Origin of the sequence: Novosphingobium sp. PhB55 (assembly GCF_004368805.1) — a bacterium.
In the GTDB taxonomy this organism is placed as follows: Bacteria; Pseudomonadota; Alphaproteobacteria; order Sphingomonadales; family Sphingomonadaceae; genus Novosphingobium.
The window spans coordinates 87343-101793 of record NZ_SODQ01000005.1 but is presented as its reverse complement, the minus strand read 5'-3'; the positions used below and the strand labels follow the sequence as shown (position 1 = coordinate 101793).

Here is a 14451-nt window from a genome sequence, read left to right as displayed (position 1 = left end):
CTTTCTCTGCGCGGGCCGGTTTGGGGCGATGTTACCCTCTTAATGAATATCCGGCGAGTTTAGAGACTGTAACGCTGCACTGCAACATGATTGCGGGCGGCCTTGGCGGGCAAAGCTAAATATTGCGTGACGCGCCCAGTCCCGGCATGGAGCCGGAATGGTTACGAATATTGATCCCGTCCCCGCGCAAGACCCTTCCCCGTCCGATTGGCCGCAACACGATGTGATCGTGATCGGCTCCGGCGCGGCCGGGCTGACCGCGGCGCTGGAACTGGCCGACAAGCTGAAGGTCCTGGTCCTGGCCAAGGGCGGGCTGACCGGCGGCTCCACGGCCTGGGCGCAAGGCGGGATCGCCGCGGTGCTCGATGCGGGCGATACGTTCGACGAACATATCGAGGATACCATGGTGGCCGGCGCGGGCCTCAACCGGCGCGAAACGGTGGAGTTCGTGATCGAGCGCGCGCCCCATGCCATCGAGCGGCTGGTCGAACTGGGCGTGCCGTTCAACACCGAGGGCAGCGAGCTTCACCTCACGCGCGAGGGCGGCCATTCGCATCGCCGTATCGTCCATGTCGCCGATGCTACCGGCTGGGCGGTGCAGAGCGCCTTGCTCAAGGCCGCGGAAGACCATCCCAACATTACGCTGCTGCCCGGGCAGTCGTGCATCGACCTGATCACCGGCCGGCACGAACTGCGCTATTCGGGTTCGGGGCGGGTCTGGGGCGTCTACGCGCTCGACGAGAAATCCGGCCGGGTCGCCGCGCATACCGCCCGCGCGACGATCCTGGCGACAGGCGGCGCGGGACGCGTCTACCAGTTCTCCACGGCGCCGCGCGGGGCCACGGGTGACGGCATCGCCATGGCCTGGCGCGCGGGTGCGCGCGTCTCCAACATGGAGATGATGCAGTTCCACCCCACCTGCCTCTACAATCTGGAGGTCAAGAACTTCCTCATCACCGAGGCCGTGCGCGGGGAGGGCGGGCACTTGCTCCACCCGGTCACCGGCCATCGTTTCATGCCCGACTACGACGAGCGCGCCGAACTGGCCCCGCGCGATGTCGTGGCCCGCGCCATCGACGACCAGATCAAGCGCTCCGGGCTGGACTACGTTCACCTCGATATCAGCCACCAGCCCGAGGAATTCATCCGCGAGCACTTCCCGAACATCTACGAGAAGCTGCTGGGCCTGGGCATCGACATGACGAAAGAGCCGATCCCGGTCGTGCCCGCCCAGCACTACACCTGCGGCGGCGTGCTGATCGACCTTGACGGCAAGACCGACCTGCCGGGTCTCTATGCGGCGGGCGAATGCACCGAGAGCGGGCTTCACGGCGCCAACCGGCTTGCGTCCAATTCGCTGCTCGAATGCTTCGTCTTCGGCGAATCCTGCGCGGCCCATATCCTGGACCACTGGGACGCGTTCGACAGTCCGCCCCCCGTCCGCGCCTGGGACGAAAGCCGGGTGATCGATTCCGACGAGGAAGTCGTCATCAAGCAGAACTGGACGGAAATCCGCCGGTTCATGTGGAACTACGTCGGCATCGTACGCACCACCAAGCGGCTGGAACGCGCCATGCACCGCATCCAGATGCTCAACGGCGAGGTCGAGGAATACTTCCGCCACTTCCGCGTCTCGACCGACCTGATCGAACTGCGCAACCTGCTTCAGACGGCGGAACTCATTGTCCGCTCGGCGCTGCACCGGCATGAGAGCCGGGGGCTTCACTTCACGCTGGACTATCCCCGGGCCGAGGCCGAGCCGCACGATACCGTGCTGGTGCCCTGAAGCGGCAATTCCGGCATGCCTTGACCGAGGGTCAGGACGAGAAAGCGGCGCGGAAACGAGCCGGCCAACGCCGATTGTTCGGGGAGCAAGGGGCCTGCACCTCTTGCAGGAGGTCCTGGAACTTCAGCCCTCGACAGGTGCCGTCGTGACGCCAAGGTCGGGCAGGCCTACCGAGCGCTTGCCGGAGAAGTCCGTGCGGACCACGATCAGCCCATCCTTCTCCAGATAGTCGAGCAGGCGCGCGACGCGGCGGGGGCTGCTGGTGCCGTAGATCCGGGCCAGGGTCATGTCATCCGGGCAGGGCAGCCCGTCCATCGCGGCGCGGGCGATCATGTAGAACGGCGCCAGCGCATCGTCGGGGACGTGCTTGGCCAGGTTCACGAGATCGAACCAGCGCTCGTCGTCGGGATCTTCGATACCGGCCATGGCGGCCGCGAAGCCGCGGCGGAACATCGTGGCGTCCACCCCGCGCACCGAGATACCCTTCATGCGGCAGCGGATCGTGAAGTCCTGGAACAGCGTGGTCGAGGACTGGAACGTGCATTCCGGGTCCTGGGCCATGGTGTTGAGGATTTCGAGCATCGCCGCGCGGTTTTCCTCGGGCTCGGGTTCCGGGCGTTCGAGGCGCGGGGGCGCCGCGGCGGATGCCGGCTGGCCATGGGCGATCGTTTCGCTCAACGCGTCGACGTCCACTGCCGGGCGCGGTGCGGGGCGGGCGAATTCGGGGCGGTCCGGCTCGACGTGCAGATTGTCGTGCAGCAGTTCGCGCAGCTCGTCGGTCGAGGCGGTGGGCAGCGGCATCAGGCCGGGGGTGACCGACTTCGCGCCGGTCAGCACGGAGCCGATGTTGACCGCCACCGGGCGGCGGCTGATCGCCGGGCCGAGGCCGAGGAACTGGCCGCGTGCCAGGTCGCGGATCGATTCCGCCTGGCGCCGTTCCATGCCCAGCAGGTCGGCCGCGCGCACCATGTCGATGTCGAGGAACGTGCGTCCCATCAAAAAGTTCGAGGCTTCGGCCGCCACGTTCTTGGCCAGCTTGGCGAGGCGCTGGGTGGCGATCACGCCGGCCAGCCCGCGCTTGCGTCCGCGGCACATGAGGTTGGTCATGGCCGCCAGGCTGACCCGGCGCGCTTCTTCGGAGACTTCGCCGGCCGCGGCGGGCGCGAACATCTGCGCTTCGTCCACCACCACCAGCGCGGGATACCACTGCTCGCGCGGGGCATCGAACATGGCATTGAGGAACTGCGCGGCGCACTTCATCTGCTGGTCGATTTCCAGCTCGTCCAGTGCCAGGACGACAGAGGCGCGGTGCTCGCGGATGCGTGCGCCGAGGCGGACGATCTCGCTTTCGGCATAAGCGGCGCCGTCGATCACGACATGGCCGAATTCCTCCGCAAGGCTGACGAAGTCGCCTTCCGGGTCGATCACCACCTGCTGCACGACCGAGGCGCTCTCTTCGAGCAGGCGGCGCAGCAGATGCGACTTGCCGGACCCGGAATTGCCCTGCACCAGCAGGCGGGTCGCGAGTAGTTCCTTGATGTCGATCTCGATCGACTCGCCCTGCGGGGTCTGGCCGATCACGATATTGGCGCTCACGTCTGCTGCCTTGGGCAAGCGGGCGGCGAGAGGCAAGCCGAAGCGGGCGCGTTATCCATAGCTTGAACATCCGGCGGCCGATCCGCCTGCGAGAATCGCGGAGTTCTGCGCCCGGCGCGCGGCAGGGCGGTGGCCGAAGTCACGGCGCTGTCACAAGTACGGGGCATAGCGTCAGGGATCATGACTCCTCCGGTTTCTCCCGATATCGACGACATCGAACACCCACCCCTCCGCCTGGTCGTCCTGGCCGGTCATGGGCTGGGCCCGGCGGGCGTCGACCCTCTGGCGGAACGCTTCGGAGAGAAGCACCGCTGCCTGATCCCCTTGGCGGGTCGGCCGCTGATCGCCCATGTGCTGCAGACCGCCGCGCAGCATCCGCGCGTCGCCAGCCTGGCCGTCTGCGTCGAGCGTGAGGCGTTCGATCCGATCTGGGACGTGCTCACCCGCCTGCCGGGCCGGGGCACCATTGCGCTGGTCGAAGCGAAAGAGGACATCGCCGAAAGCGTGCGCGCCGCGGCGGAAGACTGGGACGGGCCGCTGCTCGTCACCACGGCCGATCATGCGCTGCTCAGCCCGGAATCGATCGATGCCATGGCCGACATGCTGGAGGGCTGCGACGTGACGTTCGCGCTTGCCCGGCGTGATGCGGTGGAGGCGGCGCATCCCAGCGCCTTGCGCAACTATATCGCGCTGCGCGACGGCGAGTTCGCGACATGCGATCTCTACGGCATGGCGGGGGCCCGCTTCGTGGATGCCGTGGACGTGTTTCGCGGCGCCCGCATCGGCGGACGGGAAAGCGCACGCATCCTGCGGGCGATCGGCCTGGTGGGGCTGGTGATGATCAAGTTGGGCATGGAATCGCTGTCGGGCGCCGTCGTGCGCGCGTCGCGCCGCATGGGCCTGCGGGTGCGCGCCGTCATCATGGCCGACGGCACCCAGGCCATCGATGTCGACAACGACCGGACTTACGCGATCGTGCGCGACCTGCTGGGCGACAGCACGCCTGTCTCTCCCGACGAACTCGGCAAAGGCGTGGCGCGCGCCGTCGCCTGAGGCATCCTGCTGCACTTGAGGGCAGCGGCGCCGCGATCTGCTTATAGAGATGGAATGGAAGCCTGGACGGGCAGTCCGCCATGTCGGCTGCGCGGCTGGCGAGGCAACGATTCTCAGGAGCCCAAACGACTTTCGGGCCCCCTTGCGGGGGCCCGAAGGCTTCGTCCAATCTTGATCTACAAGAGTGATGGTGCGGTCAAGAAGACTCGAACTTCCACGGGCTTTCGCCCACAACGACCTCAACGTTGCGCGTCTACCAATTCCGCCATGACCGCTAAATCACCGGGGGGCTTCGAAGCCGCCCCTTGGCAGGAGCGCGCCACTAGCAAAGGGTTCCGAACCCGGCAAGTGGCTTCCGCCAATTATTTTCAAAAAGATCGAATTATTTTGCAGGTCACCGATTTTGTGGCGGATTCGCGTGACCATGCAGAAACGCGCCCAGGCCTTGCGGCCGGGCGCGCTGTAAAGCCGGCAGCGGAGCGCCGGCCGATGCTGCGGAAATTATTCGGGCTTCCAGCCGATTTCGGCGGCGGCGGCGGCCTTGGGAATGTCCGTCAGGGCCTCGTTGACGGTGATCGCTTCTCCGGGGGCCAGCTTCCGCTTGGAAGGGACCACTTCCTTTTCGTAGACGATGCGGTCCCGCTTGTCGCGCAGCACCACCAGCAGGGAGGGCACGTTGCGGGCCACGCTGCCGATATTGCTGATCGTTCCGCTGACCGAGAAGAACTCGGTGCCGTCGGGCAGGGGCTTGCGGTCCTGCCGCTTGCGCGGAAAGTCCAGCTGGAGATCGGGCTGGGCCTGCGAAAAGGTCTGGTGCGGGATCGGCAGCCAGTCCGGCAGGCCGCCCCAGGCCACTGCGCCCGTCAGCCCCAGGGCGACGACGGCAAAGAGCGCCGAGCCGAACGTGGCGATCCGCGTCCAGTTGCGGCGCGGGCGGAACGGCGGGGCGAAGTCGAAGCTGGAATGGCCCTCGTCCGCATAGTGGACGGCGGTGGTGTCGTCGTAGACCGCGCCGGACTTGCGGGTGCTCCGTTCGCTGTCGCCGGCAACGGCGGCGGGCGGCGATACCGGTTCGGTCTCGCGGGAAGCCTCGCCCTGGGGGCTTGCCGATGTGGGGGCCGGTGCCGGTTCCGGCGCGGCTTGGGCGGCGGTGCGGCCCGGAACGCGGATCGCTTCGCGCGGCGCGGCCTGCTGCACGGGCACGGCGGGAGCCGGCTGCGCGGCGGGAGTCGGTCGCGCGGCAACAGGCGCGGGTTCCGCGTGCCAGGTTTCCGCGGGCGGCTGTTCAACTGGCCGCTGTTCAACCGGCCGTGGTTCGGCGGGGCGGGGCTCTGCCGCGTAAGTCGGCGCGTCCTGAACCGGGGCGGGTTCGGCTGCAGCCTCGGGGCCTTCCTGGAACCAGCTGTGGCGGCACTTGGCGCAGCGTACCGTGCGGCCGTCGATGCCGATCGCGCTGTCCGGCACGGCATATCGTGTAGAGCAAGCTGGGCAGGCAATGATCATGATAACAAGCTAAAGCACGAGTGACTCTCTTACGACAAGGCATCGACCTGTGGGCACAAGCCGGAACGCCCTTTTTTCCACATTCAATGCTCGCTATAGCGCATAGGGTCGCCCGTTCGGACCAGACGCAGCATAGATTATACGAGCATGATCGCCGACGGGGAAATCGTTCATTTCGACAATGTCGGCTTGCGCTACGGTACGGAGCGCGAGGTGCTGTCCGATTTGACCTTCACGCTTTTCGCGGGGCGGTTCTATTTTCTCACCGGGGCGAGCGGCGCGGGGAAGACCTCGCTGCTGCGGTTGCTCTATCTGGCGCAGCGGCCCTCGCGCGGGGCGATCCGCATGTTCGGGACCGACGCCATAACCCTGCCGCGCAGCCGTCTGCCGGGGCTGCGGCGGCGGATCGGCGTGGTGTTCCAGGATTTTCGCCTGATCCCGCATCTCTCGGCCTTCGATAACGTCGCCCTGCCGCTGCGTGTCGCCGGCCATCAGGAGCGCGACATCGGCGGCCCCGTGCGGGACATTCTCGAATGGGTCGGCCTGTCGGACAAGATGGACGCCCGCCCGGCGACGCTTTCCGGCGGTGAGCAGCAACGCGTGGCCATTGCCCGCGCGGTGATCGCGCGCCCGGCGATCCTGGTGGCGGACGAGCCGACCGGCAACGTCGATTCCGAGATGGCGCTCAAGTTGCTGCGCCTTTTCGAGATGCTCAACCGGCAGGGCACGACCGTCGTCGTCGCCACGCACGATCTCGACTTGCTGCGCAAGGTGCCGGACAGCCTGATCATGCGGCTGGACCGCGGGCGCCTGGCCGATCCCACCGGCGCCTTGCGCTATCCCCCACGGCGGCCGTCATGAGCGGGGACGACATCTCCGGGGCGGGTCGGTCCCGCCGAGGGGCCGAACAGGGCGCGGGTTCCCGTTGGAGTTGGGGCTGGCGGCGGCTGGGCGTGCGCGGCGCGGAGCTGATCCCGCAGACGCGCATGTCCGGGCCGATGCCCTGGGTGATCGCGATCATGGTGGCGATGACCGCCATCGCGCTCGCGGCCGGGCTTGCGCTCGGCAATGCGATTTCCTCGGCCCGGGCCGAGATCGAGGGCGGCGTCACCATCCAGGTGATCGAGCCGCGCGACGATATTCGCGCAAGGGAAGCCGCCGCTGCGGTGGAGGCGATCAAGCGCCTGCCGCATGTCGCGGGCCTGCGCCAGGTGCCCCAGGCCGAGCTGGACGCCCTGATCGAACCCTGGCTCGGCACCGGCATTGCCGCTGCCACCGGCGCGGCGATTCCCGTGCCTTCGCTGATCGACGTGCGCCTCAAGGGGCCGGCGACGCCGCAGCAGCTCGGCGCGATCGAACAGGCCATCGCGCGGGTCGCGCCTTCGGCCAAAGTCGATGCCCAATCCACCTGGCTGAAGCCGGTGTTCGACGCGATGGTATCTTTGCAGGTGCTGTCGATCTCGCTGGTCGTGCTGCTCGCCGGCGCCCTGGCCGCGGCGGTGTTGCTGGCAGCGCGCTCGGCGCTGGGCGCCAATCGCGACGTGATCGAGATCGTCCACTTGCTGGGCGGAACGGATACCCAGGTCGCCCGCGTGTTCCAGCGCTCCATCGGCTATGACGCGGCGGGCGGCGGTACCGTGGGACTGGCCCTGGCGATGGTGGTGATCCTTTCGCTGGGCCGTCGTTTCGCGAGTCTCGGCGCCGGGCTGGTGGACAGCGGCGCCCTGGTCTGGAGCGACTGGCTGCTGCTGGCGCTGGTCCCGCTGCTCTCCACCCTGCTCGCCATGCTGACGGCACGCCTGACGGTGCTGCACGCATTGCGCAAGATGCTATAGTCTACGCAAGTCGCTATAGATCGCTCATGTTCCGTCGCACCGCCGCCTTCCTCCTGCTGATCTGGCTTTTCGGGTTCCTCTGGTTCGCGGTGACGCTTCCGGGGCCGCTGGACGATGCCGTGCGCACGGATGCCGTGATCGTGCTGACCGGCAGCAAGGGGCGCATCGAACGGGCGCTGACCGTGCTCGATGCGGGCCGCGCGCCGCGCCTGCTGATCTCCGGGGTCGACCGCGAGGTGAAGCCGCGCGAACTGGCGGCGGAGTTCCGTATCCCGGACCGGCTCATGAAATGCTGCATCACGCTGGGCTACGAAGCCTATGACACGCGCTCGAACGCGGTGGAGGCGGCGAACTGGCTGGCCCGGCGCAAAGCGCGTTCGGTGCGGCTGGTCACGGCCGACTGGCACATGCGCCGCGCCGCTTACGAGCTGGCGCGCGAACTGCCCGACCATATTGCCATTCTCGAGGATGGGGTGCCCTCCCGTCCGAGCCTGAGCACGCTTTTCCTCGAGTACCATAAGTATTTTGGGCGTATGGCACTCGACCTCTGGAACCGGCCCCCCTGGAAAGCCAATTGATGCGCGCTACCCCGCTCGACGTCGTTCGCAGTCTTCTGTTCTACCTGGTGTTCTATCCCGGAACCCTGTTCTTCGTCACCGGGGTGGGGCTGACATCGCTGATCGGCACCGAGCCGATGCGCCGCACCGTGCGCGGCTGGAGCCAGTTCCACCGCCTCTGCTGCCGGTACCTGCTGGGGATACGGCTCAGGATCGAGGGCACGATGCCCGAGGAAGGCGTGCTGGTGGCATTGAAGCACGAGAGCTTCTACGAGGCGATCGACTTGCCCGCGCTGATGAACTTCCCGGCGCCTTTCCCGAAGGCCGAACTGGTCGGCCTGCCCGGCTGGGGCTGGGCGGCGCGCAAGTATGGCGTGGTTTCGGTGGAGCGCGACCAGGGCGCCAAGGCCCTGCGCGCCATGGTCAGTTCCGCGCGCGGCTTCGCGGCGCTGGGGCGGCCGCTGGCGATCTTCCCCGAAGGAACGCGCATTCCCCATGGCGAGCAGGCCCCGCTTCAGTCCGGCTTTGCCGGGCTCTACAAGCTTCTGGCCCTGCCCGTGGTCCCCGTGGCGGTGGACAGCGGGCGGCTCTATCACCGCCTCTGGAAGAAACCGGGCACGATCGTCATGCGCGTCGGCCAGAGGATCGAGCCGGGCCGCCCGCGCGAGGAAGTGGAAGCGGAAGTCCTCACCGCGATCAACGCGCTCAACACCTGACGTTCAGGGAACCTCGCGCACTTCCACCGACTGGGCCTGCAGCGTGATCGGCTCGTAGCTGGTCAGGAAAGCGACGCCGGCGGCGTCCGGCCCGACGCCGATCTTCGCCATGGCTTCCGGCCGGGTCATCCCGGTCGCGTCGACGAGGTGCCAGGCCCCGTCGAGGAACACTTCGGCCACGGCATGAAAGTCCTGCGGCTCCACGCCCAGCCCGTAGACGCTGACGAAACGCGCTGGGATGGCGCTGGCGCGGCAGAGACTGATCATCAGGTGGGCATAGTCCCGGCAGACGCCTTCGCCCGAATCAAAGCTGTCCGCCGCCGTGGTCAGGGAATTGCTGGAGCCGGGGACGTAGCGCATGTGGCCGCTCACCCAGTCGCGCATGGCCGCGACCCGCTCGCCGCCAGCAAGCGTGCCGAACATGTCGAGCGTGAACTGCAGGAACGTGTCCGAAGGGCAGTAGCGCGAGGGCAGGAGGTAATCCACCGTCTCGCCGGGCAGCAGATGCGGCGGCATGGCGGGCAGACCTTCGATCGGCGCGAGATACCGCCGCGGCTCGACGACGGCCTCGTAGCGAACGGTCAGCCGGTCGGTGACGTGGAGCCAGATGCGGTCGCCGATCTGGTCATGGCCCGGCAGGCGCGCGAAATGCTCGAAAGGCGGCAGGGTGATATGGGCGCGGTGCACGATCTGCTCGGGCAGCAGCGCCGCCTCCAGCTGGAGGAGAACGTCGGTGGGACCGGCCAGGGAGTAGTCGAGCAGCGCGGAGATCGAGAGCTTCATGAGGCGTCGGAAGTCCCTTGCGCCGGCTGACGCGTCTGAACGAGGAGTGGGGCCTGAACGAAGATTGGTGCCTGAACGGAAATTCGCGTTCGAACCGCATTCCGATCAAAGCGCGAACCGGGCCTTGGCTCCCGCCAGGTCGTCACGTCTTCTGTTCGCCCTCATGGTCGCCGCGGCCGAAGTCGGGGCGGGAATCGTCCTGGCCTTCCTCGATGATCGAGCGGCGGATGGCCCGGGTGTGCGTGAACTGGTCGAACAGGGCCTGCCCGTCGCCCACGCGGATCGCGCGTTGCAGCGCGGTCAGATCCTCGGTGAAGCGCTGGAGCATGGTCAGCACCGCGTCCTTGTTGGACAGGAACACGTCGCGCCACATCGTCGGGTCGGAGGCGGCGATACGCGTGAAATCCCGGAAGCCGCCGGCCGAATACTTGATCACTTCGCCCTGCGTCACGTCCTCCAGGTCGGACGCGGTACCGACGATGGTATAGGCGATGAGGTGCGGGACATGGCTGGTGACGGCCAGGACGAGATCGTGATGCTCGGGCGTCATGATCTCGACATTGGCGCCCAGCGCTTCCCAGAAGCCGACGAGTTCGCTCAGCTTGACCAGATCGGTCCGCGCCGCTGGGGTGACGATGCACCAGCGGTTGCGGAACAGATGCGCAAAGCCGGCGTCGGGGCCGGAGTTTTCGGTGCCGGCCACGGGGTGCGCGGGGATCACCATATGATCGGGCAGGGCCGTGCCGAGGGCCTTGGAGATGGCCTGCTTGCTGGAGCCGACATCACTGACCAGCGCGTTGAGCGGCAGGGCTTCGCGCACTTGTTCGGCGGCGATGCCCATGACGCCCGGCGGGACGCAGAAGATCACCAGGTCTGCCTCGGCCACCGCTTCGGCTGCCGTGTCGCAGACTTTCGCAACCAGGCCGCGCTCGGCGGCGCGCTGGCGGTGCGCGGAGCTGAGGTCGTAGCCGGTGGTCGCCACGCCAGGCAGGTATTCCTGCACCGCAAGGCCGATCGATCCGCCCTGCAGGCCCAGGCCGATGATGGCGACGTTCTGGAAGCTCATTGCGCGGCTTCCGCCATTTCGCGCAGGGCCTCGGCGATCGTGTCCATGTCCTGCGGCTTGCCGATGGTGAAGCGCAGCGCCTGGGGCAGGCCCTGCCCCGGCAGCCAGCGAACGATATAGCCGCGATCGGCCAGACCCTCGAAAGCGGCTTCGGCCGTCAGCGCGCCTTCGAACAGCACCAGCACGAAATTGGCCTGGCTCGGCAGCGGCCGCAACCCGTGGTTGCCCAGGGTATCGAGCTTTGCGACGAAGCGGGCGCGTTCGTCCCGGTTGTGGATGCGGCTGGCCTCGACGAAGGCGGCATCGCCCAACGCGGCCAGCGCCATGGCCTGTCCGGTGTTGGAGACGTTGAAGGGCCCGCGGATGCGGTTGAGCGTGGCAACGATGCCCGGCGCGCCGGTCGCCCAGCCGATGCGCTCTCCGGCGAGGCCGAAGATCTTGGAGAACGTGCGCGTTACCAGCACGTTGTCATGCGCTTCGGCCAGGGCCAGCGATCCGTCGTCATCCTCGGGCGCGACATATTCGCCGTAGGCCTGGTCGAGCACCAGCAGGACGTTGGCGGGAAGTCCGGCGTGGAGCCGCGTGATCTCGCCGCGGGGCAGGTAGGATCCGGTGGGATTGTTCGGGTTGGCGACGAAGACCACGCGGGTGCGCTCGGTGACGAGGGCCAGCAGCGCATCGACATCCGTGCCGTAATCGGCGTCCGGCGCCACCACCGGCACGGCGCCGCAGCGGCGCGCGGCGATGTCGTAGACCGAAAAACCGTAGCGGACGTAGATCACCTCGTCGCCCGGACCGGCGTAGCCCTGGGCCGCAAGGTTGAGCAGCTCGTCGGAGCCGGTGCCCATGACCACCCGCGCGGCGGCGAGCCCGTGCTTCGCCGCGATCGCTTCGCGCAGGGCGGTGCTGTCGGGATCGGGATAGAGCGCGGGAGCCTGCGCGCGGGCCGCGAGGGCGTCCTCGCTGGTGCCGAGCGGATTCTCGTTGGCCGAAAGCTTGATCAACGGCCGCCCGTCCTTGCCCTTGGACTTGCCCGGAACATAGGCATGGATCGCCTCGATCCATGGCTTGGGCTGCGGGGCTTGCTTGCTGGTGATCTGGCTATCGGTCATGACGCGCCGGCCTTAGAGCATTTTCAAGTCAGATGGAATCATCTGACGACTCGGAAAATGCGGCAAAGAGGCGCTGCATTTTCAAGTCAGATGGAATCATCTGGCGACTCGGGAAATGCGGCAGAGAGGCGCTGCATTTTCTGCCCGGATGACCTCCTTCCTGCGACCGTCCTGACGATCAACCCGCAGGCGGGGAACTGACCTCACCGGGGCGGGCACGATTGACAGGTCTGCATCGCTCCCTCACCTCCCTTCCTGCACTATGTCTACCAGCACCGACACCAGCCAGTTCCTAGACCTTGCCCAGCCGCTCGCGCTCGACGGCGGCCAGAGCCTTCCCGGCGTGCGCATCGCCTACGAGACGCAGGGCACGCTCAATGAGGCCCGCGACAATGCGATCCTGATCTGCCACGCCCTGACCGGCGACCATCATGTGGTTTCCGACCACCCCAAGACCGGCAAGCCCGGCTGGTGGGTGCGCATGGTCGGGCCGGGCAAGCCGATCGACACCGACCGCTTCTTCGTGATCTGCGCCAATGTCATCGGCTCCTGCATGGGTTCGACCGGGCCGGCCAGCCTGGCCGGGGACGGCAGGCCCTGGGGCATGCGGTTCCCGGTCATCACCATTCGCGACATGGTGCGCGGCCACGTCGCCCTGCTCGATGCCCTGGGGATCGAGAGCCTCCATGCCGTTGTCGGCGGGTCCATGGGCGGGATGCAGGCGCTGAGCCTGGCCTCCAACTTCGCGGACCGCACCCGCGCGGCACTGGTGATCGCCTCCACCGCGCGGCATTCGGCGCAGAATATCGCGTTCCACGAAGTCGGCCGCCAGGCGATCATGGCCGACCCGGAATGGCGCGAGGGGGCCTATTACGAAGCCCGCGAAAATGGCGGAAAGGGCCCCGAAAAGGGCCTCTCCGTGGCGCGCATGGCGGCGCATATCACTTATCTGTCGGAAGCGGGGCTGACCGAGAAGTTCGGCCGCCGCCTGCAGGACCGCGAGGAAAAGACCTTCGGTTTCGACGCCGATTTCCAGATCGAAAGTTATCTGCGCTACCAGGGGCTCGCCTTCACCGACCGCTTTGACGCGAACTCGTACCTCTACATCACCCGCGCCATGGACTATTTCGACCTGGCCGAAGAGCATGGCGGCCTGCTGGCCCATGCCTTTGCCGCGTCGAAGGCGCGCTTCTGCCTGGTCAGCTTCGATACCGACTGGCTCTACCCCACCGCCGATTCCCGCAATGTCGTCCACGCGCTGAACGCGGCGGGGCTGCCGGTGAGCTTCGTCGAGCTTTCGGCGCCCTATGGACACGATTCCTTCCTGCTGGATGTGCCCGCGCTGGACCGTGTCGTCGAAGGCTTCCTGGGAGAAGGACATTGAACGCGGCGCCGATCGAACTCAGCGACGACGCTGCGCGTCTGGACATAGCGCGCGTCCACGGCTGGCTGGCGTCGAGCTACTGGACGCCCGGAGTCGAGCGTGCGCAAGTCGAGCGCCAGATCGCCGGTTCGCATTGCCTGGGCGCCTATCTCGCCGATGGCACGCAACTGGGCTTCGCGCGGGTCATTTCCGACCGCGCGAGCTTCGCCTGGCTGGCCGATGTATGGGTGGACGAAAGCGTGCGCGGGCAGGGGCTGGGGCGCCGGATGGTCAATTGGTTCCTCGATAACCCGGACTATGCGGATATTCGCCGCTTCATGCTGGCCACCAAGGACGCGCACGGCGTCTATGCGCGGCTCGGCTTTGCCCCGCTGGTGCGGCCGGACTGGCTGATGGAGAAGCTGTCGGGGCCGTTCGCCGCGATCCTGGAGGCGGGTTCGTGAGCCTGCTGCGGCCCGATCTTGCCGTCATCGCCGCCAATGTCGCCCCCGGATCGCGCGTGCTGGACGTGGGCTGCGGCGACGGCACGCTGATGCTGGCCTTGCGCAACAAGGGGTGCGACGCGCGCGGCATGGAACTCGATTCCGCCAATGTCGGCCTTTGCGTGGGCAAGGGCCTCTCGGTGATCCAGGGCGATGCCGACAGGGACCTTGCCTTCTATCCCGACCAGTCGGTGGACTATGCGATCCTGTCGCAGACCCTGCAGACGACCATGCGACCCGACAGGGTGCTGGAGGAACTCCTGCGGATCGGCCGCCGCGCCTTCGTCAGCTTTCCGAATTTCGCGCACTGGCGCGTGCGGCTCTCGCTGCTCTGGGGCGGGCGAATGCCGGTGACGCGCCTGCTGCCGGTCGCCTGGTACGAGACGCCGAACATCCACCACCTGACGGTCGACGATTTCCGGGAACTGGTGCGCTCGCGCGGGATCACGGTGGAGGGCGCGTGGTTCCTCTCGGGCGACCAGACCTGCAGTCCGGCAGCGGCCAATTTCCGCGCCGAGCATGCGGTATTCCTGCTGACGCGCTAGGCCGGGGGCGTTCCGATGCACCGGTCCCGGCCG

At 67.4% G+C, this 14451-nt stretch carries 14 protein-coding genes and 1 tRNA gene; 9 read left to right on the top strand and 6 right to left on the bottom strand.

From position 1 onward, the window contains the following. The first annotated feature begins 157 nt into the window (after nt 1–157). Nucleotides 158–1786 (top strand): L-aspartate oxidase, encoded by a 1629-nt coding sequence (gene nadB, locus EDF57_RS13145; protein WP_134094638.1) that lies wholly within the window; start codon nt 158–160, stop codon nt 1784–1786. Nucleotides 1787–1909: 123 nt separating this feature from the next. Here nadB and EDF57_RS13140 read toward each other — a convergent pair whose 3' ends face one another. Beyond that, a complete protein-coding gene (locus EDF57_RS13140; protein ID WP_132264825.1) occupies nt 1910–3382 on the bottom strand; it encodes an ATP-binding protein in 1473 nt (490 codons plus the stop codon). A 180-nt stretch (nt 3383–3562) separates the two neighbouring features. Between EDF57_RS13140 and EDF57_RS13135 the strand changes: the two genes are divergently transcribed. Next, a complete protein-coding gene (locus EDF57_RS13135) occupies nt 3563–4435 on the top strand; it encodes an NTP transferase domain-containing protein (RefSeq protein WP_134094637.1) in 873 nt (290 codons plus the stop codon). A 188-nt stretch (nt 4436–4623) separates the two neighbouring features. On the opposite strand, the gene EDF57_RS13130 is transcribed toward EDF57_RS13135, so the two are convergent. Together EDF57_RS13130 and EDF57_RS13125 are read right to left on the bottom strand one after the other, a co-directional pair. Beyond that, nucleotides 4624–4710: transfer RNA gene (locus tag EDF57_RS13130), tRNA-Leu, on the bottom strand. Nucleotides 4711–4936: 226 nt separating this feature from the next. Then, nucleotides 4937–5938 carry an MJ0042-type zinc finger domain-containing protein gene (locus EDF57_RS13125; protein ID WP_134094636.1) on the bottom strand — a complete coding sequence of 334 codons (1002 nt, stop codon included), beginning with the start codon at nt 5936–5938 and terminating at the stop codon, nt 4937–4939. Between the two features lie 147 nt (nt 5939–6085). Between EDF57_RS13125 and ftsE the strand changes: the two genes are divergently transcribed. The 4 genes from ftsE to EDF57_RS13105 all read left to right on the top strand — a co-directional run bounded on the left by ftsE (nt 6086) and on the right by EDF57_RS13105 (nt 9046). Next, on the top strand, nt 6086–6799 hold the full coding sequence (ftsE, locus tag EDF57_RS13120) for a cell division ATP-binding protein FtsE (RefSeq protein WP_132264831.1): 714 nt from the start codon (nt 6086–6088) through the stop codon (nt 6797–6799). A 125-nt stretch (nt 6800–6924) separates the two neighbouring features. Continuing rightward, nucleotides 6925–7773 (top strand): cell division protein, encoded by an 849-nt coding sequence (locus EDF57_RS13115; protein WP_243654178.1) that lies wholly within the window; start codon nt 6925–6927, stop codon nt 7771–7773. Between the two features lie 26 nt (nt 7774–7799). Further along, a complete protein-coding gene (locus EDF57_RS13110; RefSeq protein ID WP_132264833.1) occupies nt 7800–8351 on the top strand; it encodes a YdcF family protein in 552 nt (183 codons plus the stop codon). Beyond that, nucleotides 8351–9046: a 1-acyl-sn-glycerol-3-phosphate acyltransferase gene (locus EDF57_RS13105; protein WP_134094635.1), complete on the top strand. Its 696-nt coding sequence runs from the start codon at nt 8351–8353 to the stop codon at nt 9044–9046. Before EDF57_RS13110 ends, EDF57_RS13105 begins: the two co-directional genes overlap by 1 nt. 3 nt (nt 9047–9049) lie before the next feature. Here EDF57_RS13105 and EDF57_RS13100 read toward each other — a convergent pair whose 3' ends face one another. From EDF57_RS13100 to hisC, 3 genes are all read right to left on the bottom strand, one after another. Next, the gene (locus EDF57_RS13100) at nt 9050–9829 is read right to left on the bottom strand and encodes a transglutaminase family protein (protein WP_134094634.1); all 780 of its coding nucleotides are present in this window, start codon (nt 9827–9829) and stop codon (nt 9050–9052) included. 142 nt (nt 9830–9971) lie between these two features. Beyond that, nucleotides 9972–10895, bottom strand: a complete 924-nt coding sequence (locus tag EDF57_RS13095; protein ID WP_134094633.1) for a prephenate/arogenate dehydrogenase family protein — start codon at nt 10893–10895, stop codon at nt 9972–9974. Then, nucleotides 10892–12007 (bottom strand): histidinol-phosphate transaminase, encoded by a 1116-nt coding sequence (gene hisC, locus EDF57_RS13090; protein WP_134094632.1) that lies wholly within the window; start codon nt 12005–12007, stop codon nt 10892–10894. Before hisC ends, EDF57_RS13095 begins: the two co-directional genes overlap by 4 nt. A gap of 262 nt (nt 12008–12269) precedes the next feature. On the opposite strand from hisC, the gene EDF57_RS13085 reads away from it, so the two are divergent. Genes EDF57_RS13085 through metW form a run of 3 tightly spaced genes read left to right on the top strand, consistent with a single transcriptional unit; the run spans nt 12270 to nt 14418 of the window. Next, nucleotides 12270–13391 (top strand): homoserine O-acetyltransferase, encoded by a 1122-nt coding sequence (locus EDF57_RS13085; RefSeq protein WP_134094631.1) that lies wholly within the window; start codon nt 12270–12272, stop codon nt 13389–13391. Beyond that, nucleotides 13388–13834 (top strand): GNAT family N-acetyltransferase, encoded by a 447-nt coding sequence (locus EDF57_RS13080; protein WP_166675274.1) that lies wholly within the window; start codon nt 13388–13390, stop codon nt 13832–13834. The genes EDF57_RS13085 and EDF57_RS13080 overlap by 4 nt, the downstream gene beginning before the upstream one ends. Then, the gene (gene metW, locus EDF57_RS13075) at nt 13831–14418 is read left to right on the top strand and encodes a methionine biosynthesis protein MetW (protein WP_134094630.1); all 588 of its coding nucleotides are present in this window, start codon (nt 13831–13833) and stop codon (nt 14416–14418) included. The genes EDF57_RS13080 and metW overlap by 4 nt, the downstream gene beginning before the upstream one ends. Nucleotides 14419–14451: the final 33 nt, after the last annotated feature.